This is a genomic window from Microcoleus sp. CAWBG27 (genome assembly GCF_020883145.1).
Taxonomy (GTDB): Bacteria; Cyanobacteriota; Cyanobacteriia; order Cyanobacteriales; family Microcoleaceae; genus Microcoleus.
The window spans coordinates 14,282-41,166 of sequence record NZ_JAHREU010000066.1; the positions used below are offsets into that span (position 1 = coordinate 14,282).

Below are 26,885 nucleotides of genomic sequence, written 5' to 3' on the forward strand. Positions count from 1 at the left end.
CCCAATCTCAGAGAATGGGAAACTTGACAATAAAAATTAAACCTAGATCAAATATTTTTTAGTCAGCTACAGATAAAATCCTCCATTCATAAATATCAGACAGCTAAATGTATCGATAATACCAGCGACTAGCTATTAGTAAACAATAGGTATATCTGTAGCATATATTTGGAAAAAAGAAAAAAACTCGTCATGGATGCTCGCTCCAGACTAGGAGCAACGGATCAATACATACCTACCTACATGGTCTGGCATGGGAGATATGACAGTTGAGGTTGGGGAAATGTATTGTGTGGTGACAAATATTTATGGGGCAATTATATGCGCGGCGTAAAGACCGCATTTAAGAGAAATCAGCCAGTGGGAAAAACCGCTGACTGCGTGCTTATTGGATTGTAGAAATTGGGAGTTTTGAACGGTAAATTTTAAGTTAAATAGTTTCCAATTTACTCGCCGCTAACGGATCTTAGAGTCGAAGAATGCGATCTCAAAAATCCCAACTATTCTTGGTGATTTCGTTGCTGCCACTCCTGATATTTTCTGGTTTCTGCTAGGGCTGGATTGATGCCAAACCAGCGACCTTCTTGATCCCGGTATTCAAAGACAAACATACTTCGCAACAAGATTTGAGATTCTTCTTCGCCGGTTACACTTTGTCGGTTGACGACTTGAAACAACAATTCCCATTCCGTGTCATTGATGGCTCCCAAAAGGTCATCGCGATATTCTTGAATGACGCTTTCGAGGCATTCGCGAGAGAAGGGGGGATCTTCATGTTGCAAACAGCTATACAAAAGCATCAGTAGATTGCGAACATGGCCACCGCTAATCCGGCAAAGCCTGTCTAAAGTTTCGGGAGAGTCAAAGACTTTGGAAATCAAATCGATGCGTTGGGCGGGAGCGACTGTGGGGAAAGCTCTAGCCAATACGAGCTGGCGCAGCAGTGCCATTCCTTCGATATGATCGTCGCCCGATCGCCTCAGCACGGGTACCATCGGCATCACCTTGGGTTTGACTCCAAATCGACTGGCGAGACGGCCAAAGTCGTTAGAAAAAATCAAAGTCAGGGGAATGGTGTAGACGACGTGGCAATTGAGTTTTTTCAACTGTTCGCCGCGGTCTAAAAACAGGTATTCTGGCTGGGTGCGTCCGCTGGGTTTGAGGGAGGCGTCGAGGCGATCGAGATTGTCAACGATGACTGCGAGGCCTTTTTTGCCTTGTTGCTTGAGTTCGGCATTAGCTCTGTCGAGGAGTTCTTCGTTGATCGACTGCAAGATACTGTTGGTGCGGGGTTCGAGATATTGCCTGAGTTGCGATCGCAGTTTGGGAGAATCTTTAGTTTTAGCAGTAACTCGAGCAATGCCTATAGATAACTCCGCTTCCGCTGACAAATCTATGGGAGTCTGCAAAAATTCTGCCACTTCTGCAAACAGATTGGTAAAGTAGCTCGGTCTGAGTTTAATTTTGGCGGATTCCATCGTTTCGCTGACTTGGCGGGCAATGCTCAGCAAAATATCGCTGATGTCTACATCGCCCATGTCTAAGTCTTGGGAAGACTCGAAGTAGACGACGCAAAAACCATCTTGCTCTAGCTCAGCTTTGAGTCGAAACAATTCGGTAGATTTGCCACAGCCGATATGCCCTGTAAATAGCTGACAGGTTGGCTCGTCGGGGGAGATGCGGGTGATGGTTCGCTGTAAAGATTCAATGATTTTGCCACCCCGCACAGAACCAAAATCGATGTAGTATTGATAATCTCCTGGGTCTCCCGCGACAAGGGTCTTGCTCGGGTTGCAGGCTTTATAAAATCTGTCTAATTCGAGTGCGATCACAATTGAAGCCGGCTAAAAGTTAAAAGAGTTAATCGAAAGTCTAAACTTTCTTTCGTTGAGTTTAGTTTGATTTATCACACTTTGCCGTGTGGGGTAATGCCCTAAATACCTAAACAACCTCTATCTGCTAATGAACCGGACGGCGCGGGAATTTGGAATTTTTAATTAAGAAATTTTAATTATCTAACTGAACCAGTGAATTTACGGATATTTGCCCTGCTTATGGGTAATTTCGCGGGGATCTGGGTGAACTACTCATCGTCAGGCGGGATACCGCTATGACGGGAGCTTCCAACTTCAAGCGGAACAGCATCCAGCAAGACCGAAATCTTACCAGGTTGACTTACATTCCGTCCATTGGCAGTAGCACTGGTTCCCAATGCCAAAATCCGCAAGGCTTCATCTCTAATATTCTTCGCCGCGTTCACGTCTCTATCGTTACGGCTATGACACTTAGGACAATCCCAATGACGAACATTCAAAGGCATGGATGATACCTTGTGGAGACAATTATTGCAAGTCTTAGAGCTAGGAAAAAAGCGGTCTACCTCGATGTAGACCTTACCTAGTATCTGGGCCTTGTACTTTAACATTGTTCCAAACATTCCCCATCCAGCATCGCTAATAGCTTTTGCTAGACAGTGATTGCATACCATACCTTTGATGTTGAGATTTTCTACTGCAATAACTTGGTTTTCGTCTACTATCTTGCGGGACAGCTTGTGCAGAAAATCTTCGCGCACTCTTTTGATTTTTGAATGAACTTTGGCTACTAATTTTTTAGCCTTTTGTCTGGTGTTACTCCCCTTTTGTTTTTGATTTAGTTTCTGTTGTTTACGCTTCAGATTCCGGCTATGCTTCTTGAGATGTTTGGGGTTGACATACTTGCTGCCATCACTGGTAACACAGAAATCGTTCAGCCCAACGTCTAAACCTATGGCCTTGCCCGACGCATCACTTTCAGGGGTTTCTTGTCCACGATCTACTGAGATTGAGGCATAGTATTTACCATCAGTATTTTGAGAAATAGTAACGGTTTTGATGGTGCCCTCTAGCGGTCGATGAATCCGACAATGTACCTCACCGACGATCGGCAGCTTGATGAAACTATCGCCTACTTTAACATTCTGAGGGTAACTAACAGACTGTCTTCCATGCTTAGATTTGAAGCTCGGAAAACCTGCTCGCTTATCAAAGAAGTTTTTGTAGGCAGTAGATAGATTTAGCGCCACTACTTGAAGTGATTGAGAATAAGCTGACTTTAACCAAGTATATTCTTTTTTGAGGCTTGGAAGCAATCCTTGTATTGCACCTCTACTCAGTCCTTTGCCAGTATCTTTATAGGTTTGCTGGCATAGATTCAAGCTGTAATTCCAGAACCAACGACAACAACCGAAAGCACCCGCAAAATACGTCTGCTGCTCGGCTGTTGGGTAGATTCGGAATTTATAGTTTTGATACATTATCGGCAATCCACATCTCTGCTAATATATCAGAGATGCTAGGAAAATACAAGAAATTTGCGATACCCTGAACCCAACGACTGCGTTTATCCGCTCGCCTAGTCGAAGGGCAAGCAGATAAACTCCGCCGAAGGTTTCGCTGGGTACAACTCACGCGCCTTTCATCCCCTATTAACTGACTACGGTATAGTGGGGGAATTCCCGTCTGTCTAGTTAAATTGTCAAGAGGTAGATGGCTAGTTTTGGAGTGGTTTCTCAAAAAGAGTTAGGGCGCAGGCGCGAAGAGTTGCGGCGGCAGCGTCGCGCTCGATCGGCAGCCCTGCTGTGGCAAATGCTGGCAGCGAGCGCGATGGCCGGGGGTTTGCTGTGGTGGATTGCACAGCCGGCTTGGTTGATTGCTCGATCGGAACAAGTGAAGGTGGAGGGCAATCAGTGGCTGTCGGACAAGGCGGTGCGCTCTTTGGTGCCGCTGTCTTACCCGCAGTCGCTGTGGGGAATTCAACCGCAGGCCCTGGCCGAAAAGCTGGAATCAACGGGGCCGATCGCCAAAGCGAAGGTGACTCGCAACTTGTTTCCACCTTCTTTGACAATAGAAGTCTCAGAAAGGCTGCCGGTGGCGGTGGCGCAGCCGACTGCGGTGTTGAAATCTAGCGACAAGGACAAGGTGGGGTGGCTGGATGCTCGCGGAGGTTGGATGCCGTCGGAGAGTTATACTGCTGTGCGATCGGACAATAGTTCGATCGCACCGGTCAGCCCTCAGGGAACCGGGCCCCAGCATTCTTTGCCAACTTTAAAAGTCATCGGGCCTTTGGAACAGTATCGAGCCTCGTGGCCGAAGTTTTACCAAGGACTCAGCGGCTTGACTGTGAAAGTGTCTGAGATAGACTGGCAAAACCCAAATAACTTGATCTTGAAAACAGAGATCGGTACGGTACACTTAGGGCCGTACAGTTCCAAGACTATCGAGCAGCTTAAAGTTTTAGACCGAATGCGACAATTGCCAAAACAGCTAGATTCAAGCAAAATAGCCTACATTGACTTGAGAAATCCTGCTGCCCCGATCGTCCACTTGCCAGAACCCCCTCCTAGTTTGGAGAGTTCAACTCCCGCACCAACTCCGGCTCAGAATTGAGCCTGTGTCTGCCAAAGGTAAAAGGTATCGTCGTCGATCGACAATCAGAATTTTTAGCTCTGGGTATCAATACGCAAGACTGGAAATAGGGACACTTTTTTGATACCGATCCGCATCGGAAAAAAAATTCATAACTTTGGGTTCGATCCGATGCGTTAAGGGCTGGTATCCATTTTTTTCATTTTGCCTTGCGTAGAAGTGCCTTGTGCACAAGCACCTAGATGGGGTATGCAAGCTATGGGCGAGCAACAGCGGCCAAATCCGAGATTGCTAACATTGAGCCTCGACCAGTGTTAGTTTTTCGCGCAACATTAGCATATAGTTGATGGTGAATTGGCGTTTAGTTTAGTTAAAAAGCTGTAATCTACTATCCCAGACTCTCATGAACCTTAATAATAGTCAGGGGTCTGACCAAGACAGTCCCCCTTCGGAAGAAGTAAAAAATTTTCCGGTGGCCTTAGATTCCGCCAATCCGTTTAGACGCAAGTCTGGTTATGTAAATGTAGATAGTATTGATATCGATCCTATGGTCAATCCCAAAGACATAATGCCCAGCAGTGCCGCCAAAATCAAAGTAATTGGCGTTGGCGGTGGTGGCGGCAATGCCGTTAACCGGATGATTGCTAGCGAGGTTTCTGGTGTCGAGTTTTGGTGCGTGAATACGGATTCCCAAGCTCTGGTGCTCTCTAATGCTCCGAAACGCTTGCAAGTCGGACAAAAGTTGACGCGCGGTTTGGGCGCGGGCGGCAATCCGGCGATCGGACAAAAGGCTGCTGAAGAGTCTCGCGACGAAGTTGCTAATGCTTTGAATCACGCCGATTTGGTGTTTATCACGGCCGGCATGGGTGGCGGTACGGGCACGGGCGCGGCTCCGATTGTCGCGGAAGTGGCTAAAGAAATGGGCGCTTTGACTGTGGGCATCGTAACCCGGCCTTTCACGTTTGAGGGACGGCGGCGCACCAGCCAAGCTGAAGAAGGAATCGCCGCTTTGCAAAGCCGGGTGGATACGCTGATCGTGATTCCCAACGACAAGCTGCTGTCGGTGATTTCGGAACAAATGCCCGTACAAGAGGCTTTCCGAGTGGCTGACGATATCCTGCGCCAAGGGGTTCAGGGTATTTCTGACATTATTACCATTCCCGGTTTGGTGAATGTTGACTTTGCTGACGTGCGCGCTGTAATGGCGGATGCGGGTTCGGCTTTGATGGGTATCGGTGTGGGATCGGGCAAGTCGCGGGCTAGGGAAGCTGCAATGCAGGCGATTTCTTCGCCTTTGCTGGAAGCTTCCTCGATCGAGGGCGCTAGAGGTGTAGTGTTTAACATCACTGGCGGTACAGATATGACGCTGCATGAAGTTAATGCGGCGGCTGAGACGATTTACGAAGTTGTCGATCCGAATGCCAATATTATTTTTGGAGCGGTGATTGATGAGCGGCTTCAGGGCGAAATTAAGATTACTGTGATCGCTACTGGTTTTTCGGGGGAAATGATCTCATCGTCTCAGGCTTCGCGCACGCAAAATGTTAATGCTCCTTGGCGGGCTGCGACTGTGCCGGTGACTCCTGCTCAACAGCCGCAGGATGCGAAAGCAAAACCGCAGGATTTCGGATTGGATATTCCTGAGTTTTTGCGAAACCGTCGCCCAAAATGATTTTGGATTTTGGATTGGGGATTAGGAAGGCGGATTCGCTCTAAAATCTCCCATCTAAAAAATCTCTAATCTATGTAGATATATTAGAGATTAGGGATTGGGGATGGCTGATTAGATCTAAAATCTACAATCAGCAATCTCCAATCTAAAAAATCTCAAATCTCAAATCTCAAATCTCAAATCTCTAGGGTTTGTCCGGGTTCGGGTTCGAGTAGCTGGGTGGATAGTCCCGAATTGGCAAGTAAATCGCGAAATTCGGGGATGCTGCCGATCGACTTCACTAACATTGGTAAAATACCCGTGGCTCGGATATCTCCTGTGGTTGTAGGTACAAAAAACCGAGGTTTTAGGGTTTGGGCAAGTTTCAGGGCCTCAGCAGGGCCGATGATGATTTGTCCGAGGAAGGGGAAGATTTGACCGATGACGGGGGCGATGGCTACGTCTACGGTGTCTATTTTCTGTTTAACTTTTTCTAAGGGCGGCAGATGCGGTTCGTAATAAAGTGTTTCGCCGCTGTTTAAATCTTTGAGTAAATAGCCGTTTTCTTCTTGTCCGGGCTGGATTTCGGCTCCGGGTACGGCGGTGATTTGTAATATTTCTTTAAATTTAGACTCTTGCCAATTTGCTAAAGATGTGATATTGGTGTAGCCTAAACTGTTGAGGACTTTGGTGGCGGTGGGTGAGGCGATCGCGGGAATTGTCCGATCGAGCTTTTCGAGTGTTGGTCTGTGACAGTGGTCGTCTAAGCCTTGGGAAATGAGGATAAGATCGATCGGCGGTAAGGTACTGGGCGTAAAGGCGACAGGGGTATTGTGGTAGGCGGTGAACAGCCAGGGTTGACCGTAAAATACCAGGGGATCGACTAGCCAGGGATCGACTAAGATGGTTTGGCCTGCGATGTGGAAGATCCAGGAGTTGAGGTCGATACGGGTGAGTTTCATAAGTGTTTGCAATAATTATTTACATTTATTTTAATGATAGCTAATTTGGTTGGGTTTTTTTTAACCGCAGATGGGGGCGGATGAGCGCTGATGAACGCAGATAAGATGGGATGTGTCTGGGGAAATTTGGCGTTTATCTGCGGTTGAAAAAAGATGATAAAATCGAGGATTCCTGTGGCTTTGACTGTGGCCGGATCTGATAGCGGCGGCGGGGCGGGGATCCAGGCAGATTTGCGAACGTTTGCATTTCACTGCGTGCACGGTACGAGTGCTCTGACTTGCGTGACAGCCCAAAATACTTTAGGGGTGACGCGGGTGGATGCTTTGTCTCCTGAGGCTGTAGCTGCTCAAATCCAGGCGGTAGTTGGGGATATTGGGGTGCAGGCTGCGAAGACTGGGATGCTGCTAAACCGGGAGATTATGGTGGCGGTGGCTGCGCAGGTACAGAATTTAAATATAGGGAATTTGGTTGTCGATCCGGTGATGGTTTCGCGGGCGGGAGTTAAGTTGATTGACGAGGGTGCGATCGCATTTTTGCGCGATAATTTGATTCCTTTGGCGGCTGTCGTAACTCCGAATCGCTTTGAGGCTGAGATTTTGAGCTCAAGAGAGATTGTTTCTTTAGATGATATGCGATCGGCAGCGCAGGAGATTTATCGATCGGGCGCGAAAGCTGTTTTAGTCAAAGGTGGCGGGATGGCGGGAGATTTGCGGGGAATTGATGTTTGGTTTGACGGTACGCGGCTGGATGTGTTGAAAACTGAAACGGTTGATACTAGGAATACTCACGGGACTGGTTGCACGTTGAGTGCTGCGATCGCTGCTAATCTAGCATTAGGTAAAGATTTGTTTACAGCAGTGACATTAGCCAAGAATTATGTTACTACTGCCCTCAAATATGCTTTGGATATTGGGGAAGGGCAAGGGCCTGTGGGGCATTTTTTCCCGCTTTTGCGGAAGGAAGAAGTCAATAGTCAGTAGTCATTAGTCATCTCATTACCCAAAAGAAAGATCGCAATCAAATAGGTTCGTAGTGAGGACTTCAGTCCGCAAGAAGAAGGACTAAAGTCCTCACTACGAACCGTTGTTATTACTGGTACAGTTGTTGAATTGTCTGCTTTTAGGCTGGGGAATGCAGGATGTCGATCGCAAGAAAGTTTGATTTGGTGAGGGTTTGGGGGTTTTGGGCAGTGAAGGCGAGCGAGTCAGCGCAGGAAGTGACAGTTTGCTGTAACTGCGATCGCCAGGAATTCCCTATTGTTAAATCATCGAATTTAACAATAGCCCCATGGAACTCCTCAACTACTACTTTCAAACATCTACTTCCTTCCAACCCTTATTCTATCAGGTAAAATTTGTAATTTGGTATAAAATCCTCCACCGCGACAGCCAAACATTGGCACTGATAGCACTCCCAAATAAATTGTAAACTCTTCCCTTCTCTTTCTTCCTTCGCGTTCTTTGCGCCTTCGCGGTTCGTTTAATTTCTCAATTTCTCAGGCTCTAGAGCGATCGCCACCAAATCTTCAATCTTCTTAATATTCGGATCGCCAGCTAAATAGCCAATACCTCGATGCAAGTGCAGGCGAAACTGTTGGGCGAGAGTTTCCTTGGACGTACCCAAATTATCTTGATGACACCGCTGCTTGAGAGCAATTATCAGAATATCAGCCATATCGCCGCCAAAAACATCCCAGCTTAACTCTACGTTGCTGTCGCTCTTAATCGGTACTGGCGATGGTATGCTGGGTTCGGCGAGCGATCGGCAAAATCCCCACCTGCACAGGACGTTCCACCGATCGATTTTAGTCGATCGTTTGAGTTTAGATAGCTGGTCTTTGGCTGTTTGAGAGAGGCAGATGCGATCGACTGGTGGTTCCATATTTTTAACCCTAGGTTGATAAGACTACTAATTGACTCAAACGCTTCATAATTCTGAGAACAGTGTACAAATCATTACCCCGTCTGCGAATATCAAAAGGGTCAGACAAAGCATATAGAGGTACTTCTGCCTTCACCAATTTAACAAATATGAAACTTCCTCCAGCATTAATCAGACCGTAGCTGGGTTTATCTGGGTAAGGGTTACATAGCATATAAGCAAGGATTTGTGCAAGTCCTTCTTCAATAGAAAATCCTGCTTTTTTGGATTCGATCACCATCACCCAGAATTGGTCTCTTAATACTAAAGTATCCATCTTTCCTCGGATGATAGTTCCCTCATCTTCGCTAACAATTTCTACAGATGTTTCCGCTTTTACATAAAATGGGGTCAAGTAAAAATCTCCGATAAAAAGCATCGGATCTAGTACAGACATCCGAATCACATTTTCTAGCAAAGGCGGGTAATTGAGCAAGTTAATATAACCTGCTTTTACTTTGTCTAGAAGTTGCTTGTCTAAGTCAGTCAGTTCGGGGAGGTTGTCTTGCCATTCGCGAAAAAATTGCTCATCTTCGACTAACTGAATGCCAAATTGATCGATTAGATCGCGGAGGTTTACGGCTTGTGCTTGTAGGATATTTACCATAGATTTTACCAAAAATAACCTTCTTCCACAGTGGTTTGGCGTTTGGCAGAGTCGTATTTCAGGATGTAGCTGTGGGCGATCGCCTCCAATTCTTGCAGCTTATCATATTCTAATTTGGTAATCTCTGTGTCCGTAGAAAGCAGGATAACTTGGTGGCTGGCTGAGGGGAAATACTTTTCAACTAGGTGGTTTCTGTGAGATGAGTCGAGGCGGCCCAGGGGAGTGTCGATCGCCACTGGTAACAATCTACCCGATACTCTGGCCAATCCCCACAAAAAGGCGATCGCCAGCAGTTGTTTTTCCCCAGCCGAAAGTCTGTGTTTGGGTACTGGTTTGCCTTCTGGATCGTAAATTGACAGGCTAAATGTGTCAGTGTCGATCGCAACTCTGTGCACTAAATCGGTTTTGTGCAGCAAATAGCGGAAACAGTCGGTAATTTCTACTTCGAGTTTGTTGAGTTTTTTGAGGGTGAGTTTTTCTTTGAACTGTTTCAGGGTAGCTTGGGCTTTGGCGATGGAGGCGATGACGTGTTGGCTGTTTCTGATGGTGATATATTCGCTGCTGTAGGTTTCCAGTTCTTTTTGGGTTTTGGCTAATTCTTTCTCTAATTCATCGATGCGGCGGTTGGCTGATTCCAAGTCGGCGGCTGCATCAGCAACTACTTGTTGAGCATTTTTCACTGCCAATTCTAGTTTCTCGTAGGCTTCGGGGGAAGCTGCACCTGCGATTTGTCTATCTGTGAAGTCGATTTCTGCTTCGATGTTTTTGATTTCTGCTATTTGTTCGGCGGTGGCGGTTTGCTGGGCTGGGATTTGGTAGCTAAGCAGGTTTTCTAGTTGCTGGATGCTATTTTCATCGGCGTTCATCCAGGGCGGAATGTCTGTTCCTGCTTGCTGTTCGAGTTCTTGGTCTTCTTGGCGGATAAAGTCTTGAATTTTATCTAGTTGTTGGGCATTTAATGAGATTTCGGCGATATAGTTCAGCAGGCGATCGCTTCTTTGTTTGATTACATTTTGAGCGATTTTTGCTTGCTGCTGGCTGGCTTCTGTTTCTGCTTGGGTTTTGGCTGCGGTTAGTAGGGAAGGAATTAGCGCTAGTGGTAGCGTATTTGAGGCTAATTCCATCATGGTTTTACGGGTTTTTTCTGCCTGATTTTTGTAGTCATCTAGTTGTCTGTCTAGTTGACTGCGATCGGCTGCTATTTTACCACCTTGATAAATAAATTTCTCGGATGCTTGTTGCTGATTTTTTTGAGCTTTCTCTAATTTGGTTTTAAAGCTGGCTTGTTTTTCTTTTGCATCGGCGGTTTTTTGAGTAATATCCTGAAAAGTTTGTTCGATTTTTTCTAAAGCGGCCAAGTCTTTTTTGTCCGCAATTGCTTTGCGTTTTCGACTAGCTAATATTTCTAAATCAACGGCGAGGCGTTCTGCTAATTCTAAACCTAAAAGAGATTTAATTGCCCCAACGACAAACTCGGGGGGGGTTTCAAGTTCTGCTAATTCTTTGACTTGTTCGCCATCAAACAGAAATAGGTTGGATATGCCGACTGGTAAAAGGGTTTCGATATATTCATCCCAGGTTTTAGTAATGGCTTTATCTGACCACCAATCATTGACTACTTCACTATATATGAGAATGCTTAAGTTATCTTTGGTGTCATTTTTTGTCCAGTATCTGACTATTTTGTATTGGGTTAATTTGTCGTCTTGGACTTGTTCAAATATTAATTCGACGCGGGTATCGTCTAATGGTGGAGTGTGGCGGTTGACTGATTGATTCAGAAAGTCGCTGTAGCTTAAATTTCCTCTGGTGGAACATTGGGCTCTGCCGCCGTAAAGGGCGAGGCGAATGCCGTCTATGAGGGTGGTTTTGCCGCCGCCATTCATGCCGCCAAATAGGACGATCGGGCAGGGATTTCCGTCTTTTTCGGGGCGGAGATTGATGGTTTGGATGCCTGCGTAGGGGCCGAAGTTTTTGAGGACGAGTTCGAGGAATTGCATTGTAGATGTAGATGTAGATGTTGTTGGTTGGTGGGATGAGAGTTGGTGGGTGCGATCGGGGTCGATCGGTGAGTCTCATAATCCGACAGGGATTGAAATCCCTGTCTCATAGCGAAAGTCCTCTTAAAGAGGACTGAAGTCGGCGATCGTTTGATTTGGTTCTTCAGTCGGTTTTAACCGACTTTCGCTATGAGACGGGGATTTCAATCCCCGGCGGACTGCGGGTAAAACCGATCGCCCGTAAGAGTCCGGATAGCAGGAGATGCCAAAAATCGGGGAGTCTGCCAATATTTTTCAATTAATTCTCTGGTGAATTTGGGTGCCACCGGGTGGGTGAATCGTCTTGATGAGTCATTTGTTCGAGATGTGAGTTTGTGGTTTTTTGCAAGTGATGTTCCTTTTGATTAATAACATAAGCGACTGCTTGTTCGAGTTGTCTTTGTCCTAAAGAAAATACTCCGTATCCCTCTTGCCACGCAAATTTATTGGAATTTTGTAAAGTTTGATTGAGATAACGGCTGCTACTACCTTTAATATTTTTAACGAATTCAGCGATCGATTGTGTCGGAGGAATAGAAACTATTAAATGGATGTGATTTTCTGTGCCGCCGATCGCATGGAGGATGCAATTGAGAGTGTCTGCTTTGCCGATGATATAAGAGTAAAGTTCTGTTTCTTTTGCGGGAGATATGAGAGGCTGTCGCTCTTTTGTTGCCCAAACTAAATGATAGTACAGCCGCCACATTGCCATAAGCATTTTTCCTTTTTTTAGGTAGATATCAGCGAATACTCAAAGTTCGATCGGGGGCGATCGGGGTCAATCGCGCTTTTTGTCAGTCCGACAGTCCGACAGGGATTGAAATCCCTGTCTCATAGCGAAAGTCCTCTTAAAGAGGACTGAAGTCGGTAATTGTGGAATTTGGCCCTTCAGTCGGTTTTAACCGACTTTCGCTATGAGACGGGGATTTCAATCCCCGGCGGACTTGTAAGTAAGCCCGATCGCCAATTATCGAATTGAGCTATTCAGTCGGTTTTAACCGACTTTCGCTATGAGACGGGGATTTCAATTCCCGGCGGGTTTGTGGATAAGCCCGATCGCCAATTATCGACATTATCCTAATTTTTCCTCTTTTCCCCCTCCGATATCTGGAGTTGAATATTTGATATCCGCCCAAGATAACTGCTTGTCTTCGTTGCTGCTGCTTTCAAGTTCTTCTTTGAGTTTGGCAATATCGACGGTATCGGATTTTGCGGAAGTGTTAGTTTGGGCGATCGCATTTTTGACTTGCTGAATATTCAGGGCCGGATTTGCCTTGACATCTTCCACCGCTTTTTTGAGATTCCGTTGATAGTGGGCGTTGCTAATGGCTTCTTCCTGCGATCGCGAACTGGTTTCAAAGCATTTGTCCAAATCTCCGTAAATCCCTGTACGGCGGGGTTTGGTATAATATTGGCGTTCTGTATCCAGAAGTTTTGCCATCAATTCCAAGTGCATTTTGTCCTCGCACATTTCTTCGAGTACAGTCCATTCATCGCTACCCAAAAGTTTTCTTTCGGCGGCGGGGCGGCTGTCTTCAAAACGTTCGCCGGTGACTTCTTCGTAAATTCGGGGCAAACTATCATCAAATTCGTGCTTTTGTTCCAGCCAAATGCGGCGGATTTCGCTAAGTTCTTCCGGGGTAATTAAGGTGATGTCGCGCATTTCTAAGGGGGCGGTTTTGCGGATGTGGGTTTGTGCTTCCAAGACTCGTCTCAGCCAGTGTTCTCGCCAGAATTTGGTGTAGGGCCCTGGGATGGGTTCGACGGAGGTTGTGTCGTCGCCCATGTTGCGTTCAAACAGTTCTACTCTACCGTAGATGCGACGGAAGTCTCTTTTTGGGCGATCGTCTTTAATGTCTAATTCGTTGCGAATATCGAGTAGAGGCTGCATCCATTCTTTCTCTTCATCATTCAAGATCATTGCCTGCATAGACTTATCTTGGTCTACCATTGTACAAACCCAGCAGCCAAATCGAGAGTCTCCACAACTTGGGGTAGAAGTATCAACAACTAGAGGGCATTCATTATCTGCTGTTGCACCACGATACATGGTAAACAAGTCTTTATTGTCACCTCCCCAAGGGTTAGGATACTGCATTAGATAAAGCCAAACTTCATCATCACGCCAATCTTCAACAGGAGTGTAGATTAGAGAGTTAATCAAACGAGAATTAGGACTCAATCGATCGCGCAATCTACCTACTTCATGCTTTTTCATTGTTGCAGCGCGTTTGCTGCTTTCAGCCTTGCGAGTACCTAAGACAACAATAGTTTCACCGTGGGATCTTACCATTTCACGGATAAAATCATTGACAGGTTGAATTTTCATGCGATCGGTACACCACCGAAATCCATTTCGAGGTGCTGGATAGCCTTTGCCAATTAAGCATACCCAGAATGTTTCTTGAACGGAAGGATGAAGCAGATGGGGTTCTACAGGCATTTTTTGCTGGTTAGCTGCTAGCTTGACCTGTTTAATGCAATTGCGAACCCAGGTAGAAATAATCGGATTTTCTACCAGCGTATCTGTTGAAATTAAATGAATTGTTTTTGTGCGTTTTTCTAGTGGCAGTGCTGCGATCGCATTCCATATTAACTGCAATACTGCGCTCGAATCTTTTCCAAAAGATACGCCTAAAACCCAGGGAATTTCATCGCTACAATACAAATCCTGAATTTCTTGAGTTAACTTTTCTACATCATCCACTAACTGCTTAACGCTGCGCGGTGGGAATAGTTGAATCTGTTGAGCTTGTGTCATTTTACTAATCTCCCCTTGCCAAGGAGCAACAGTTGTGCTGTGAATTCCACCCGGTGACGCAACATAATTGTTTGCCCTCGATCGTTGAGCTTTGAGCATAATAGTCTGCTTGACTACTATAACCCGTGATGATTTACAATTAAATATTAACCTTTAAATTAATTTACAAGCTATGGCTAATGACAGCTCGAATCAGCCAGAACTCAACCCGCGACTAGATGAATTCCTTGAGCCGTACTTCGCCAGATACCACCGTCAGAAGTGCTATCCGGGCTTAATCTTTCAGCATGGAAAGCGAAAAATGGTACAATTCAACGTGCCTGCTGATGATTTGCCTACTCTCCTTCAAGCAAAACCTTCTACAAATAACGAGCCTGAGTCTGGCAAAAATCGTCCAGAGATTAAGGGCCATGCTGAGGAAGTCAAGGAGTACATTCTCAAGCGCGTTAAAAAAGACCAACCCTGGATTGTGGGTACACTCACTGCAAATGTCGATCCAGAAAAGATTGAAATTATCGAACTAAGTCGGGGAATTTGCTTAGTAGTTATCCCTCGTGGTGTTAAGTTAGATATTACCGATGGACAGCACCGCAAGCGAGCGATTCACGAATTGATTGAGAGTGCTAACGGCGAGTTAATAGGAGATAATGATTTCCCAATTACGCTTGTTTTAGAAGGCAACTTTAATCAGTGTCAAAGAGACTTTAGAGATATGGCGCAAACAAAAGCGCTGGATAAATCGTTACTCTTGTCCTTTGGCGAAATGGAAGGTAGAATAGGTATTTCCAAACAGTTAATTGAACAAGTGCCAATTTTTAAGGGCAAAACAGAGAAAGTTAAAGGTTCTCCATCCTCTAAAGAAAAGCGAATATATACAATGAATTATGTAGCCAAGGCTGTCAGTTGCGCTTTTGCTAACGATCCCAATAACGAGCTGAAAGATTACGATCTATCAGAATGCTCGGCAGCTATAATTAGTTGCCTCAATCAATTATTTACTGAATGCAGTCTAACTCAATACATTTATGAGACAGAATCTGATGATTTGACAGTTGATGAAATTGATGACTTTAAAGAAAATTGTTTACTGGGCAGAAGTGTGGGAATAGAAATATTAGGAAAGTTACTCTACTGCACTTATGATGCTGATAGCTATTGCTTCGATCCAGAACGAGTATCAGAACTTGCTCAGCTTGATTGGTCAAGAAAAAGCCATCTTTGGGAGGGAAATGTGGTTTTGTCGGACAATAAGCCAAATAATCTTGTCCGTAACTATAGAATAACAGCTAGTGTTAATGCTGTAAAAATGGCAGTCAACAAAGTAAAAGCCCATCTAGAATGGATTTAAGCCATATTATCCGCCTGGATTGTGGCACGCGCGCCCCGCCCGCGATCCATCTGCGGTTTCCAAACCCAGGCGCTTTCTCAAATAATCAGTCATCCAAGTAACACTCGCCCTCGATCGCGAAATCCCCCCTTTCGCCAAAATCCCACCCTCCCAATCAGGATTAGAAAACGACCAATCAACCTCGCGCAAAGCAGTTAAACGTTCCTCCCAACGATCGGGAAAAACCGATCGCAAACTCGCCCCAACTTCGCCCAAACTCTCCAGCACAACACTGTGACAGTGCACGCAATTCCGGCGGATTTCCCCCGCCGCCACTTGCTTGTGCAGCACTAATTGCCAATCTGGAATAAAACTGCAAACCGCATTCCAATAACTAACCGCCAGTTCTATTTTTTGAGCGAGTTCTTCCTCTTTTTCCTGTTTTGTGGCGCGGTAACGAGAGGGTTTCGCGTGTTTGCTGACCTCCATATCAGACAGCAAAGCCATGATAGCACGGTCGATCGCACTTAGCGCAAACAATTTGGGCGATCGCCCATTCAAACTCCCCCTCTCCATCTCCGTCAAACACCGGAAAACCTCAACCTGCTTAACAACCGCCTTCACCAACCTTGCGCGATCGCCCCGGTGGTTGTAAAGTACACTTAGCGACGACTCCAAAGGAACTTGAAAATTGTTCAAATCGGCAAACTTTTGCTGCGATTTTTCCAACCCAATATCAAGAAACAAAATCAGCGCCACCGTCTCGTATCCCAACTGCGGATTTTCCCTCAAAGCCATCTCAAAAGCCGCGCGCCGGTGCTGTCCGTCATTAATAGTAAACTTAGCATCCATCGGCACTCGCAAACGACCGATTTTTCGTTCTTCGGCTTCGTTTCCCACCGCTTCAAAAGTAATATCCGCATCGATTGAAGCAGCGATCGCCCCACAAGTATAATTCCCAGAATTTTTGACAAAATAATCAGCAATTTCAGGAATCCGAGTTTGATTCAGCGTGCGTTTTGCCCGCATTTCCGGTGGCAAATCTTCTGATTCTAAGGGGAACAATTTCGGTAAAAAACGCACAGGACACATCGACACGTAATATTCACGGCCCGCTTGAATGCCCCGAATTACCGGCAAAATGTATTCAAAAGAAGGAGTAGACATAATTTAGAATTGGGAATTGGGCATCGGGAATGGGAATTAACATTTATTGACTTTTTGTCTGGCTTGTGGTATGTGTCCGGGCTATCGCAAGATAAGTTAAGTATTTCACAAATATTTTTAAAAAACAACTGTTGACATAAAATTTAACTCATGATATTTTTGAAAAAATACCCAAATAATATAAAAACTACCAATGACTACCAAGCCAGCGGATGACCTCGCTAACCAATTTTTGGAAAAAGAAAATCGCGAAAGACAACAAATCGCACTGTTATTAGATAATTATTTAGGAAAGGACGATCGCATTTTCGTCCAAAAAACCCAGATGGGAAACAGCGAAGCCTACATCGGTTCAGTCACCCTAGAATGGTTGGACTCCCGCGTCCGCTTCGCCTCGCAAATGCCGCTTTTCCGGCAAAAGTTCGACCTCCAAACTAACAACATCGTCCGCGACGACGAAACCATTGACGAAATTATCCAGCGCCCCTTAGATTGGTCGCGCCAAGCAGCCCTCACTCAATATTTAGCAGCCCGAAAATCGCACAAATTCCCCGCCGTTTTAGTCGTCGTCAGTCCCCCGTGGATAGACAATCCTCACGCCCAAGAATGGGATGAAAATGGCGTCGCGACTACATCCGCTGCTGAATTCATATCCTTTGATAAAAATGGGAATTTAGGGCTGTTGGATGTCTCTCAAAAAGTCTCGATTTTTGCCTTAGACGGTCAGCACCGGCTGATGGGAGTTCAAGGTTTAATGAGTTTAATTAAAACCGGAATTCTGCAAAGATACAACAAAAACAAAAAACCTGTCGGCGATGCAATTACTCTCGAAGATTTAGCCCAAGAGTATCAAATTGACCCCGAAACAGTGTATAAATTAGCTCACGAAAAAATCGGAATTGAGTTTATCCCGGCGGCTGTGGCGGGGGAAACGCGGCAACAAGCACAGCGGCGAGTGCGATCGATCTTTGTGCACGTTAACCTGATGGCGGTAACTCTGAGTCAGGGACAGCTAGCATTATTGAACGAAGATAATGGATTTGCCATCTGCGCCCGCAAAATTGCCGTCACCCATCCCTTATTAAAAGAACAAGATGATAGAAACCCCCGCGTTAATTGGGATAGTGCGACAGTCGCAGCCAAATCAACAGTGTTAACCACATTGCAAGCGCTGCAAGATATGGCCGGGCGGTATTTAGAACATAAATTCCCCCATTGGAAGCCGGAAAGAAAAGGTTTAATTCCCATGCGTCCGGAAGATGAGGAACTGAAAGAGGGAATAGAAGAGTTTCATAAATTGTTCGATCATTTAGCAACTTTGCCCAGCTATCAAAGAATTGAAAGCAGCGAAGAAACAGCAGAATTGCGCCGATTTAGTTTTGAGAAGCCTGGTGGCGAGGGCAATATTTTGTTTCGTCCAGTCGGTCAAATTGCTTTAGCTAATGCTTTGGGAATTCTAGTATTTAGAAAGAAATTGTCGCTGACATCTGTTTTCGACAAACTCCGCAGGTATGATGTGGATGAAGGATTTAGCTACATGGAGAATCCTGAGTCTGCGTGGTACGGGATTTTGTACGATCCGAATAAAAAGCGAATGCTAGTTTCTGGAAGGGATTTAGCCACGAAGTTAATTGTATATTTGGTTGCGGGAATTGAGGACGATATGGATCGGGCTCATTTGCGGCAAGCGGTGGCCCAAGCGAGGACTTTTGAGGATAAAGCTGTTAGTTTTAATAGCAGGTTTGTGCATCCAAAAGAGGTGGGATTGCCGCCCGTGCTGAGCTAAACTATGATAATCGGTAGTTCAGGTGTCAATACCACGCCAAAGTTCTGCATACTAATTCATTGTAACAAAATTAGTTCCGCTGCTACGGGCAAATGATCCGATTCCGTTGCTTCTAAAACAGAACTCGATTTAGCACCCCAATGCTTTGAATGCCAAATATAATCAATGCGGCAAACCGGATAAGTTAAGTGCAAGTTAATTCTTTTCGCAAAGAAACCGCGAGGCCAGGTAAAACCAAACCCAAACCCAGATTTGAGGAAAGCATCTTGCAAAACTTTCTGCACGCTGTAGTAGTCTTGAGATTCGTCTGTCATGTTAAAATCGCCCGCGACAATTACTGGCAAAGTTTCTTGCTGAATTCGCTCTACTAAATCTTGAATTTCGGGAAAGCGTTGTTTGTATTTGTAAACAGGAATTTTTAGAAAAGGCCATATTTTATAGATTTTAACCCACGGGCCGGTTGCTTGCATATTGTAAATGACTATCTCTTGCTGCTTGAAATTAACAATTGCCCGCTGCTGCGTTTCTGGATGATCGGCTAAGTGCAATATTTCGCTGGATGAAATCGGATACTTACTGAGAATTCCTACAGGCGGAGTGTCTACTTGATAGGGATAGTTTGTTTTTAACACATTAAAAACTCTTTTCCTATGCGGGCGAACAGTTTCTTGTAAAAATACAATATCCGGTTGTTCTCGCTCGATAAGTTTAACTAGAGTTGGCGACTTAGTTGTATACCAACCGACGTTATGCGATAATATTTTCAGGCTGGGATGGGAATCTGTGAGGCTGGTTGATTCGGGGGAAAAGTATTTGAGATGCAGCCAGCTTAGGAGTAGAATGCAGGCAATTGATGAAATAATAGAGAACCAGCGGTTTTTGATAATTGAAAATGCTAGTATGGGTAAAAATAAAATTGGCAATAAAATTAAGGGACTGAAAGTGCCAATAAAAGCAACAATCCACAGCCGATCCCAAAAGATTAGTCTGAGAATGAAGTAGCCGATAATGAAGGCTGAGTAGCTGTAAGCGAAAAAAATTACAGCTTGTTTGAAGTATCTATGAATCATAATTATAGTTAATTCAGAATAAGAACTTGCTTAAATCGAATTCTTCATTTGACCGATGTTTATTGTCCCTTTCAGAAATTAAGAACAACAAAAGGCGATCGGTATAATCGGCGGCACCCCGAAATTCTTCTCGCAAAATTTCCAGGCCGCCATTAGCATATTCTTCAAAAATTTGCAAGCGTTCTGCCTCTGATTTTTCGTCGAGATGGGAGAGAATTTGCGGATTTTTGGTTTCGCCGATCGCAATTAGCTTGATTGCCATATCGTAGCCCCTCGATACAAAAATATCAACATCGATTGAACCGGGTTCGCGTTTGGAAATTTCCCCTAAGGGCGATCGTTTTTTCCGCTTATTTCCTAAGGAGGCGGCGAAGGCGATGACATCGGCGTATGTCTGGAAAGGCCCGGTTTTGTTGTCGGATAAAGTTAAGGATTTAACTAAATCGGCTTTGTCTTTAGCAATTCTAATTCTGTTGGCAGCCATTTGGTAATTGGAATTGGTAACTGTCAACTGTCAATTGTCAACTGTCAACTGTCAACTGTCAACTGTCAACTGTCAACTGTTTACAATGTCCGCAATAGCATGATTTTTTGTGCAAAACCACCTCTGTTTTCCCGGCGCTTGGCTTGCGCGTTTAAAATGCAATTTTCCGAAATACCATAACTCGCCATCAGCGCATCTATCACTTCATACAAATCAGCCAATTCCTCTATCAAATTCTCCCCGTCAGCCTCGGCGACTTCTGTCGCTTCTTCAATTAATTTTTGCCGCAAAGCTTGACGGTATTCTTCATCTGACAAAACAGCAGTTTCGCATTCGTTGCCGCTTTGTCGAATAATTTCAGGAATGCGATCGCGCACCAACTTATTGTACTCTTTTTCCATCTCAGGCTTCCTTTAACTTTGACTAAAATTTTGAATCAACCAGCGATTGATTTCTCCATCATCTTGAGTTTGACTGCGATTTAAGGCTTCCTCAACTAACGCGATTTCTAGCCCAGGTAAAACCCGCGAATGTTGAATTCTGCCACTACTTCCGCCATTAATTGCAAAGGCAAAAACTTCCCGCGTGTTTGCACGTTCAACCCAATATTCGCTAATTCCTGCGTCTTCATAAAGCAACCGCTTGTTACCCAAATCATCACTAAAAGAAGATGCGCCAATTTCTATTACCAAATTAGGCGGATCGTATTCATTCAAATTAACAGGTGAATTGCTGTCATTAGGAGGAACCCTCAAATCCGAACCGATGTAGTAAGCTAGATCGGGTTGAAACTCACGAATACCTGTTTTGCGGAAACTGGCATTAGCAAATTGAACTACTCGGATATTTCTCAATGCAGCAAACAGAATAACTACATACGGGATAATTGAATTATGACGCGCGTGCAATGGCCCTACTGGTGACATTTCTACCCTCATTTGTTCTCGATCGTAATAAAACTTGCCTTTTTCCCAGGTAGAATCATCAGCGAAGGCTAGAAACTCTTCCCATGTTGCTTTCACCCAAGTATCTGTTTCCAAAATCTGCTTAATTGCCGAATTAGAAGCCATAATCCACCTCTACAATTTTTGTATATTCAAATTCGTCGGGACTGCGCTTAACTAAAGCATAGCGCGTCCCTCCCAGGTAGATCGAATCTTCTTGACAATCAGCTTTAGGAGAATTGTACTCCAGTACGTATTCTTTACCGATCGCACTTTCCATCTCTTGGGCTACTTCTCCGCGCCACTGAGTTTTCGTTACCAAAACTATGAGTTGATTTGCTAACTTTGGCAGTTTGTTTGCAATTTGTTTGCGATAAATCTCGTCCAAACTGCCAAATGGAGAATCCATGACAATGGGAAACGTACTGCTATCCGGGCCCATCAAAGTATTTTTTTGACTCCACTCGCGCACTCCCTCAATAATCCCGCCGATAAATGACAAACTGAGGATTTGATTTTCTCCCGTCGAAGCGGCGACTAGAGATTCTTTGCCTGAGGTGTTTTCTACTAGGCTTAGTTCGTATTTGTCGCTCAATTTGGGGATGTAAGGAGTAAAAGAAATTTGACTGAAAATATCTTGAACTCGCTTTTCTAAATGAGAACAAAACTGTTTTTCTAAACGCGATCGCACTTCTGTCAGGCGATCGATCGCATCCTGAGACGCAGCAATCCGGCGCTGGGCCAAGACTTGCCTTTCCTCGTTCAGTTGCTGCTTGTCGATTTGCTTGTCCAAAACCGCTATCTGGGCAGTCAAACTCTCAATCTGCTGCTGGTTAGAGCCTGTTTCTCGCTGCAAATCGCCAATTTTTGCCTCAATCTCATCCAAGCGCTTTTGCAAGCGGCTGACATCGCCGTTAGGGAAGTTTTTTAGCTTGGTGTGAATGTCGTCTAACTGGCTTTCCACGCGAGAAAGTTCGGATCTACCGCGACTGATATTGCTTTGTTGGCGATCGATTTCGTCCCAAAAATCAGCTATTTGGCGATCGATCTCATTTATGCGATCGCTAATTCGGATCGTAGTTTCTTCCACATCCCCAGCACCGGCTTTATTCATCCAACCCGTGACATTTTTGCAAGCTTCTGAACCCTCCACCAATTGGGCACCGCAGATACACCGCTGCTGTACTAATAACTGTTCCAAAAATGGCCGTTGAATCCCCGAAAGCAACTCGCCTTTTTCCCGCAAATCAGCGATCAGCGTTTCAAATTCAGCCGCCACATCCGACATAAATATCGTATAACCGCGCACAGAGATTTCTCTTTTTATAGCATCTAAATGGGTAGCATTTTGTTGTTTAAGCAAAGTTTGCTGCATTTCTAATTCATTCCGCAATTTTTGCAACTCAGCAGAACCACTGAGTTCCAGCAAACTAGCATTTACTACTTTTTTTAATTCACCTTGGTTGGTCAATTCTTTCTCAACTTCTACTTGCTTTTGTAAAAGTTTATCTTTTTCTTCTTGAAGCTTTTGCTTTTCTTTTAAAAGTTTCTTGATTTCGGAACCGCCAATCGTTTTTAAATCATTTTCTAGAGACTTTTTGGCTTCTCCCAAATGTCGGATAGATCGACTCAATACCTCTACTCCCAGCAATTCCTTTGTAGCTTCAGCAATTTCTTCTTTCTTGTCGTGACGGACAATTTGCTCGATTCGTTCTCCATCAAAAAAGAAATATTGATGCAGACTTTCCGGCAAAATCCGCCCGATAATATCGTCTGGATGCTGCGCCGACGGCATCCAGCGCCCGTCATCTTTTGATATTTGCAAGAATAATTCGTTCTTGCCATGTTCTACATTATTTTCACCTTTATAAACGCGGCAAGCACGTCTTACTTTATAGTGACTTGTGTCATGTTCAAAAATAATCTCTACCCAACAATCTACTTTTTTGCCAGATTTGGCTTCCGCAAGGGCGCGTTTATTGACTAATTGTTCTCCCACCGCAAAAGCTGCGCTGAATTTTTCATACAGCACCCAAGTAAAGCCGTTCATTAAAGCTGTTTTTCCGGCGCCGTTATTGCCATGAATTACCGTGATGTTTTGTTCGCCCCAAGCTAGCTTGATTTCGGGAGTTTGGCCGTAAAATTGCCGAAAATTGCACAGAACAATTGACATTAATTTCATAGAACCGCTTCCTTAATTATTTTCAAAATGTCATCGCTAATATAGCGGGGAACTCTCATATATAGTTTATCTTTTTCCAGTTCCAATACGCGCTCGATAATTTGTCTGACTTCCGGCGGCGCGGTGGTAATTGGTTGCTGTACGTCGCTCAAGTCTTTGTCAGTATGATAGCTGGAACGCTTTTCTGCTAAAATAGCGATCGGTACGGGTGCGATCGCACTATCTCCATATCTAAAAGCCCTAACCAGATTTTCAGTCATAAGTAGAAGAAGGAAGTTCGGCAACGGATTCTGTAACGGATGTAACGGATGTAACGGATGTAACGGATTCAGTCCGATGGAAGAAGGAAGTTGGGCAACGGATTCGCTCAACCGATGTAACGGATGTAACGGATTCAGTCCGATGGAAGAAGGCTATAAGGCCAGGCTAGGGGGTAAAAATAAGGAAGAAGGAATAAGGCTTATGGCAGCTTGCTTTTGAGTCATGTTTATTGGATATTTAATTAAGTTAACTTAGTTGTTTTGTTGCCAAAATCAAAACATTCAGAGTGACGCGTGGGGTGAGAAACCGGGTTTCTACGAGTTTTGCTGTCGTGTCACGAGAAATCTGCAAAGAAACCCGGTTTCTACGATTTTGACGAGAAACGAGAAATTTAGGAAAAAAGCAGGTTTCTGAGGTCTGTGCGTGCCACCAAACTAAACTAACTGGTCAAACTGCGATCGAATAATTATATCTTTTTAAGATAAACCGAACCTGAATAAATGTCAAATATCCAACAATCCGTAACGTTTTTGAATTTGCACCAATTTGACCCTAGCTTCCCCAGCATTGTCAGCTAAATCGGCAAATTCCAGGAAGCGCTTTAACTCTTTTCGCAGCAAGTTACGCTCGACTTCTAAACTTTCTCGACCCAAATCTGGAGGCAAAACTATCATATCAAATAAAGTTGCCCTTTCTTTCCCTGGATGCGGCCGCAAGATTCGTCCCCGGCGCTGAACAAACTGGCGCGGATTGCTGCTGCTTGCTAAAATTACAGCATGGCGAATTGCTGGAATATCAACGCCTTCATCCAAACAGCGAATCGCGACTAAACCTTGCAATTCTCCACTCTCAAATTGTTGGCGCAATCTTTCTCTTTCTGCTAAGGGAGTCGCCGCCGTATAGGTGTTAATCCGATAACCTAATTCTGAACCTAATAATTTGGCGGTTTCTGTGAGTTGGCGGTGGTTGCTGCGGCGCGCACCTGCTTCGATCGCACCGTCGCCGCAGTAAAATAATGTATGGGATGTGTCGAGACGGTGCATCATTAGTTCTCGCAACGCTGTTAATTTATTAGCCGCCGCCCCAATCAATCTAGCCCGCTGCATTAATAAGGTTGTTAAAGCATCATTTGGTTCTATTTTTTCCTCGCCCGACAGCGCCCAACCAATTTTTTTAGTTAAGTAGGAATATTTGCGGGTTTCCGATTCGGTCAATTCAACTAAAATCGGATAGTATAAATAATGTACTAATGCTTTTTGACGGATGGCGTCGGCTAAGGTGAGTTCCGGTTGCAACACTGGGCCGAAATAATCTAAGATAGTTTCGGTTCCCTGTTCGTCGAAGTGTCTTTCTGGAGTGGCGGAAAGGGCGAGGCGGAGTCCAATGTTGCGGGGTAAACTTTCTCCTAAACGGGGCGCGCCTAGGTTGTGTACTTCGTCTCCAATAATTAGGGTTTTTTCGGGGAAATACCGGATTTGCGATCGCAAGCTATCCAACATTAATGTAGCGTTAGTTGTGATGATTGTCAGAAATAGCCGTGAAGCGCAGCTATCCCCTAGGGAATCGCCAGATCGCACTTCATACAAACCAGAAGCCAGCTTTTTTTGCCAAGTGCGGGCGTTATCAAACGCTAAAATAGGTTTTAAACCAAATTTCTCCGATTCGCGCGCCCACTGATTCACCAGATGGCAGTACGGGCAAATTACGAGCAGGACTTGAAGGTTAATTTTATTGTATAATTCAGTGGCGATCGCCAGCGCAGTAATCGTCTTGCCGCTACCTGTCGCCATCTTCAGCGTACCGCGTCCCCGATTTGCAAACCAATTATCAACCGCCTGTTGCTGATACTGTCGCAATTGCAGCGATGGCGGCATCCTCGGGAACCCAAATTCCGAATGATTAAAGGTCGATCGATTCACTGTAAAATGTAGTTAGATGCAAACTTCCCTGATTCAACTGTAACTCATTTCTAATTAAAACTTAACAACCCAAACAAGTCATCCGCGGACAGTTGCAAATCAGACAGCACATCGAGTACAGGTAAAATATCCTCACCCTCCTTCCCCTCTGGTTGCTGCTGCGGCTTAAAAACCAGAACTAATTTTTCTTCCGGGTCAATCAACCAACCTAATTTAGCACCGTGATTTAAGCAAAACAAAATATTATTAATAACCCGAGTTGGATTTTGATCCGGCAATAAAATCTCAATTGTCCAATCCGGCACAATTTTAAACCTATTTTCTATTTCTCCATTAGCATTGAGAAGAATGCGCGACCACTCAAACACGGCGATATCTGGAACAATAGAACGTCCTCCAAAAGTGCAGCGCAATTCTGAAAAAGCAAAAGCTAACTTTTGCGGTTCTCCCACCTGATTAATTCTATTCCCAAAACGGGTTTGCAACGTGCTGTGTTTTCCTTGCGGCATAGATTTTTGATAAATTTGACCGTCAACATACTCGCTAGCAGGCTTAGTTTCTGGAATCAGCAAAAACTCTTCCAGAGAAATCTTGGACGGAGACTGAATTGACGTTAGCATAAGCGATTCAACCCTCAAAAACTCTTAAAAATTCACATCGCCGTCAGTTTCCCAATCAGGACAACTGTCCGATTCCACACCAGTAGGGTGCATCGCACAAACCAACAAATTTCCGCCGTAAACTTGACCGTGATAGTTCATGCAACCGCGACAAACCGGATGCTGCGTCGGCGAAGGGTCTACATAAGTCACAAACGACGAATCTATCTCATCAAAATCCGGCTCAAAGTCCCGGCAAATTTCAATTATTGGTTCGAGAAATTCATTTAAATAACCATCAAATTCATTTAAATAACCATCAACTTCAACAATCAGGTTATTTTGTACTTGTTCAGTAAACTCTTCCGAAATTTTTACCAAAACGTCCAGCATTTCGACAAACTCTTCGCCGATGTCGGTGAAAAAATGCTCTACTTCAGAAACAGCATTTTCCATGACTTCAAAAAAATCTTTAGACCAATCTTCCATAAATTTGACGGCTAAACTATAGCGGTTCTCAAGCGTGGTGAGGTACGCAGGTTCCAATCCAATGGCTTATGCCCGCGGAACCCCATGCCCTATGCCCTATGCCCTATGCCCTATGCCCTATGCCCATAAGAGCACCTCATGTTACTGAAAAAGGCTATATTGCAAAATATTTAACAGATAAGTACAGATACATTTAACCCGGTAAATCTAGGAATCCACCCAAATCTACTGTGTATGGCATAATCTGGAAAGCTTGCAGCTTACCAGACATGGAGGTATCCCTCAAAGCTTTCAACAGAATATTGAAAGC

25 protein-coding genes are annotated in these 26,885 nt (G+C 44.7%); 5 read left to right on the forward strand and 20 right to left on the reverse strand.

Annotation, left to right across the window (positions count from 1 at the left end; all coding sequences use genetic code 11):
- Window positions 1-500: 500 nt before the first annotated feature.
- Together QZ938_RS26705 and QZ938_RS26710 are read right to left on the reverse strand one after the other, a co-directional pair.
- A complete protein-coding gene (locus QZ938_RS26705; protein ID WP_293150090.1) occupies window positions 501-1,832 on the reverse strand; it encodes an ATP-binding protein in 1,332 nt (443 codons plus the stop codon).
- A gap of 251 nt (window positions 1,833-2,083) precedes the next feature.
- A complete protein-coding gene (locus tag QZ938_RS26710; protein ID WP_293150092.1) occupies window positions 2,084-3,295 on the reverse strand; it encodes an RNA-guided endonuclease TnpB family protein in 1,212 nt (403 codons plus the stop codon).
- A 232-nt stretch (window positions 3,296-3,527) separates the two neighbouring features.
- On the opposite strand from QZ938_RS26710, the gene QZ938_RS26715 reads away from it, so the two are divergent.
- Window positions 3,528-4,427 (forward strand): FtsQ-type POTRA domain-containing protein, encoded by a 900-nt coding sequence (locus QZ938_RS26715; protein WP_293354520.1) that lies wholly within the window; start codon window positions 3,528-3,530, stop codon window positions 4,425-4,427.
- A 382-nt stretch (window positions 4,428-4,809) separates the two neighbouring features.
- On the forward strand, window positions 4,810-6,078 hold the full coding sequence (gene ftsZ / locus QZ938_RS26720) for a cell division protein FtsZ (protein WP_293150096.1): 1,269 nt from the start codon (window positions 4,810-4,812) through the stop codon (window positions 6,076-6,078).
- Window positions 6,079-6,254: 176 nt separating this feature from the next.
- Here the strand turns inward: ftsZ and QZ938_RS26725 are convergent, their stop codons facing one another.
- Window positions 6,255-7,019, reverse strand: a complete 765-nt coding sequence (locus QZ938_RS26725) for an MBL fold metallo-hydrolase (RefSeq protein WP_293354522.1) — start codon at window positions 7,017-7,019, stop codon at window positions 6,255-6,257.
- 153 nt (window positions 7,020-7,172) lie between these two features.
- On the opposite strand from QZ938_RS26725, the gene thiD reads away from it, so the two are divergent.
- Window positions 7,173-8,000, forward strand: coding sequence for a bifunctional hydroxymethylpyrimidine kinase/phosphomethylpyrimidine kinase (gene thiD, locus QZ938_RS26730; protein WP_293354524.1), 828 nt, complete (start codon window positions 7,173-7,175; stop codon window positions 7,998-8,000).
- A gap of 139 nt (window positions 8,001-8,139) precedes the next feature.
- Here thiD and QZ938_RS26735 read toward each other — a convergent pair whose 3' ends face one another.
- The 7 genes from QZ938_RS26735 to dndC form a co-directional block, all read right to left on the reverse strand.
- Complete coding sequence (locus QZ938_RS26735; RefSeq protein WP_293150104.1) at window positions 8,140-8,334, reverse strand: hypothetical protein; 195 nt, start codon at window positions 8,332-8,334, stop codon at window positions 8,140-8,142.
- Window positions 8,335-8,499: 165 nt separating this feature from the next.
- The gene (dndE, locus tag QZ938_RS26740) at window positions 8,500-8,901 is read right to left on the reverse strand and encodes a DNA sulfur modification protein DndE (RefSeq protein WP_293354526.1); all 402 of its coding nucleotides are present in this window, start codon (window positions 8,899-8,901) and stop codon (window positions 8,500-8,502) included.
- A 10-nt stretch (window positions 8,902-8,911) separates the two neighbouring features.
- On the reverse strand, window positions 8,912-9,547 hold the full coding sequence (locus QZ938_RS26745; RefSeq protein WP_293150108.1) for a restriction endonuclease subunit R: 636 nt from the start codon (window positions 9,545-9,547) through the stop codon (window positions 8,912-8,914).
- A gap of 5 nt (window positions 9,548-9,552) precedes the next feature.
- The gene (gene dndD / locus QZ938_RS26750; RefSeq protein WP_293150110.1) at window positions 9,553-11,547 is read right to left on the reverse strand and encodes a DNA sulfur modification protein DndD; all 1,995 of its coding nucleotides are present in this window, start codon (window positions 11,545-11,547) and stop codon (window positions 9,553-9,555) included.
- 123 nt (window positions 11,548-11,670) lie between these two features.
- Window positions 11,671-11,835 carry a hypothetical protein gene (locus QZ938_RS26755; protein WP_293150112.1) on the reverse strand — a complete coding sequence of 55 codons (165 nt, stop codon included), beginning with the start codon at window positions 11,833-11,835 and terminating at the stop codon, window positions 11,671-11,673.
- Window positions 11,836-11,845: 10 nt separating this feature from the next.
- Window positions 11,846-12,298 (reverse strand): IS200/IS605 family transposase, encoded by a 453-nt coding sequence (gene tnpA / locus QZ938_RS26760; RefSeq protein WP_293150114.1) that lies wholly within the window; start codon window positions 12,296-12,298, stop codon window positions 11,846-11,848.
- A 360-nt stretch (window positions 12,299-12,658) separates the two neighbouring features.
- Window positions 12,659-14,347, reverse strand: a complete 1,689-nt coding sequence (gene dndC / locus QZ938_RS26765; protein ID WP_293354540.1) for a DNA phosphorothioation system sulfurtransferase DndC — start codon at window positions 14,345-14,347, stop codon at window positions 12,659-12,661.
- Window positions 14,348-14,519: 172 nt separating this feature from the next.
- On the opposite strand from dndC, the gene QZ938_RS26770 reads away from it, so the two are divergent.
- Window positions 14,520-15,695 carry a DNA sulfur modification protein DndB gene (locus tag QZ938_RS26770; protein ID WP_293150116.1) on the forward strand — a complete coding sequence of 392 codons (1,176 nt, stop codon included), beginning with the start codon at window positions 14,520-14,522 and terminating at the stop codon, window positions 15,693-15,695.
- Between the two features lie 6 nt (window positions 15,696-15,701).
- On the opposite strand, the gene dndB is transcribed toward QZ938_RS26770, so the two are convergent.
- The gene (dndB, locus tag QZ938_RS26775) at window positions 15,702-16,841 is read right to left on the reverse strand and encodes a DNA sulfur modification protein DndB (RefSeq protein WP_293354528.1); all 1,140 of its coding nucleotides are present in this window, start codon (window positions 16,839-16,841) and stop codon (window positions 15,702-15,704) included.
- A 193-nt stretch (window positions 16,842-17,034) separates the two neighbouring features.
- Here dndB and QZ938_RS26780 point away from each other — a divergent pair, with 193 nt between their 5' ends.
- Window positions 17,035-18,627 (forward strand): DGQHR domain-containing protein, encoded by a 1,593-nt coding sequence (locus QZ938_RS26780; protein WP_293354530.1) that lies wholly within the window; start codon window positions 17,035-17,037, stop codon window positions 18,625-18,627.
- A 56-nt stretch (window positions 18,628-18,683) separates the two neighbouring features.
- On the opposite strand, the gene QZ938_RS26785 is transcribed toward QZ938_RS26780, so the two are convergent.
- The 9 genes from QZ938_RS26785 to QZ938_RS26825 form a co-directional block, all read right to left on the reverse strand.
- Window positions 18,684-19,697 carry an endonuclease/exonuclease/phosphatase family protein gene (locus QZ938_RS26785; RefSeq protein ID WP_293354532.1) on the reverse strand — a complete coding sequence of 338 codons (1,014 nt, stop codon included), beginning with the start codon at window positions 19,695-19,697 and terminating at the stop codon, window positions 18,684-18,686.
- 13 nt (window positions 19,698-19,710) lie between these two features.
- On the reverse strand, window positions 19,711-20,181 hold the full coding sequence (locus QZ938_RS26790; protein WP_293150124.1) for a DNA phosphorothioation-associated protein 4: 471 nt from the start codon (window positions 20,179-20,181) through the stop codon (window positions 19,711-19,713).
- Between the two features lie 80 nt (window positions 20,182-20,261).
- A complete protein-coding gene (locus tag QZ938_RS26795) occupies window positions 20,262-20,582 on the reverse strand; it encodes a nucleoside triphosphate pyrophosphohydrolase (protein WP_293337946.1) in 321 nt (106 codons plus the stop codon).
- Window positions 20,583-20,594: 12 nt separating this feature from the next.
- Window positions 20,595-21,251 carry a Uma2 family endonuclease gene (locus tag QZ938_RS26800; protein WP_293354534.1) on the reverse strand — a complete coding sequence of 219 codons (657 nt, stop codon included), beginning with the start codon at window positions 21,249-21,251 and terminating at the stop codon, window positions 20,595-20,597.
- On the reverse strand, window positions 21,241-23,307 hold the full coding sequence (locus QZ938_RS26805; RefSeq protein ID WP_293354536.1) for an AAA family ATPase: 2,067 nt from the start codon (window positions 23,305-23,307) through the stop codon (window positions 21,241-21,243). The genes QZ938_RS26800 and QZ938_RS26805 overlap by 11 nt, the downstream gene beginning before the upstream one ends.
- Window positions 23,304-23,567 (reverse strand): hypothetical protein, encoded by a 264-nt coding sequence (locus QZ938_RS26810; protein ID WP_293150132.1) that lies wholly within the window; start codon window positions 23,565-23,567, stop codon window positions 23,304-23,306. The genes QZ938_RS26805 and QZ938_RS26810 overlap by 4 nt, the downstream gene beginning before the upstream one ends.
- A 504-nt stretch (window positions 23,568-24,071) precedes the next feature.
- A complete protein-coding gene (locus tag QZ938_RS26815; protein ID WP_293354538.1) occupies window positions 24,072-25,442 on the reverse strand; it encodes a DNA phosphorothioation system restriction enzyme in 1,371 nt (456 codons plus the stop codon).
- A gap of 95 nt (window positions 25,443-25,537) precedes the next feature.
- On the reverse strand, window positions 25,538-26,107 hold the full coding sequence (locus QZ938_RS26820; protein WP_293150136.1) for a Uma2 family endonuclease: 570 nt from the start codon (window positions 26,105-26,107) through the stop codon (window positions 25,538-25,540).
- 24 nt (window positions 26,108-26,131) lie between these two features.
- The gene (locus QZ938_RS26825; protein WP_293150196.1) at window positions 26,132-26,575 is read right to left on the reverse strand and encodes a hypothetical protein; all 444 of its coding nucleotides are present in this window, start codon (window positions 26,573-26,575) and stop codon (window positions 26,132-26,134) included.
- Window positions 26,576-26,885: the final 310 nt, after the last annotated feature.

Excerpts from the sequence above, each read along its gene's own strand:
- QZ938_RS26710 (WP_293150092.1), bottom strand. The coding sequence starts at position 3,295 with ATGTATCAAAACTATAAATTCCGAATCTACCCAACAGCCGAGCAGCAG.
- QZ938_RS26715 (WP_293354520.1), top strand. The coding sequence starts at position 3,528 with ATGGCTAGTTTTGGAGTGGTTTCTCAAAAAGAGTTAGGGCGCAGGCGC.
- ftsZ (WP_293150096.1), top strand. The coding sequence starts at position 4,810 with ATGAACCTTAATAATAGTCAGGGGTCTGACCAAGACAGTCCCCCTTCG.
- QZ938_RS26725 (WP_293354522.1), bottom strand. The coding sequence starts at position 7,019 with ATGAAACTCACCCGTATCGACCTCAACTCCTGGATCTTCCACATCGCA.
- thiD (WP_293354524.1), top strand. The coding sequence starts at position 7,173 with ATGATAAAATCGAGGATTCCTGTGGCTTTGACTGTGGCCGGATCTGAT.
- dndE (WP_293354526.1), bottom strand. The coding sequence starts at position 8,901 with ATGGAACCACCAGTCGATCGCATCTGCCTCTCTCAAACAGCCAAAGAC.
- QZ938_RS26745 (WP_293150108.1), bottom strand. The coding sequence starts at position 9,547 with ATGGTAAATATCCTACAAGCACAAGCCGTAAACCTCCGCGATCTAATC.
- dndD (WP_293150110.1), bottom strand. The coding sequence starts at position 11,547 with ATGCAATTCCTCGAACTCGTCCTCAAAAACTTCGGCCCCTACGCAGGC.
- tnpA (WP_293150114.1), bottom strand. The coding sequence starts at position 12,298 with ATGGCAATGTGGCGGCTGTACTATCATTTAGTTTGGGCAACAAAAGAG.
- dndC (WP_293354540.1), bottom strand. The coding sequence starts at position 14,347 with ATGACACAAGCTCAACAGATTCAACTATTCCCACCGCGCAGCGTTAAG.
- QZ938_RS26770 (WP_293150116.1), top strand. The coding sequence starts at position 14,520 with ATGGCTAATGACAGCTCGAATCAGCCAGAACTCAACCCGCGACTAGAT.
- dndB (WP_293354528.1), bottom strand. The coding sequence starts at position 16,841 with ATGTCTACTCCTTCTTTTGAATACATTTTGCCGGTAATTCGGGGCATT.
- QZ938_RS26780 (WP_293354530.1), top strand. The coding sequence starts at position 17,035 with ATGACTACCAAGCCAGCGGATGACCTCGCTAACCAATTTTTGGAAAAA.
- QZ938_RS26785 (WP_293354532.1), bottom strand. The coding sequence starts at position 19,697 with ATGATTCATAGATACTTCAAACAAGCTGTAATTTTTTTCGCTTACAGC.
- QZ938_RS26790 (WP_293150124.1), bottom strand. The coding sequence starts at position 20,181 with ATGGCTGCCAACAGAATTAGAATTGCTAAAGACAAAGCCGATTTAGTT.
- QZ938_RS26795 (WP_293337946.1), bottom strand. The coding sequence starts at position 20,582 with ATGGAAAAAGAGTACAATAAGTTGGTGCGCGATCGCATTCCTGAAATT.
- QZ938_RS26800 (WP_293354534.1), bottom strand. The coding sequence starts at position 21,251 with ATGGCTTCTAATTCGGCAATTAAGCAGATTTTGGAAACAGATACTTGG.
- QZ938_RS26805 (WP_293354536.1), bottom strand. The coding sequence starts at position 23,307 with ATGAAATTAATGTCAATTGTTCTGTGCAATTTTCGGCAATTTTACGGC.
- QZ938_RS26810 (WP_293150132.1), bottom strand. The coding sequence starts at position 23,567 with ATGACTGAAAATCTGGTTAGGGCTTTTAGATATGGAGATAGTGCGATC.
- QZ938_RS26815 (WP_293354538.1), bottom strand. The coding sequence starts at position 25,442 with ATGCCGCCATCGCTGCAATTGCGACAGTATCAGCAACAGGCGGTTGAT.
- QZ938_RS26820 (WP_293150136.1), bottom strand. The coding sequence starts at position 26,107 with ATGCTAACGTCAATTCAGTCTCCGTCCAAGATTTCTCTGGAAGAGTTT.
- QZ938_RS26825 (WP_293150196.1), bottom strand. The coding sequence starts at position 26,575 with ATGGAAGATTGGTCTAAAGATTTTTTTGAAGTCATGGAAAATGCTGTT.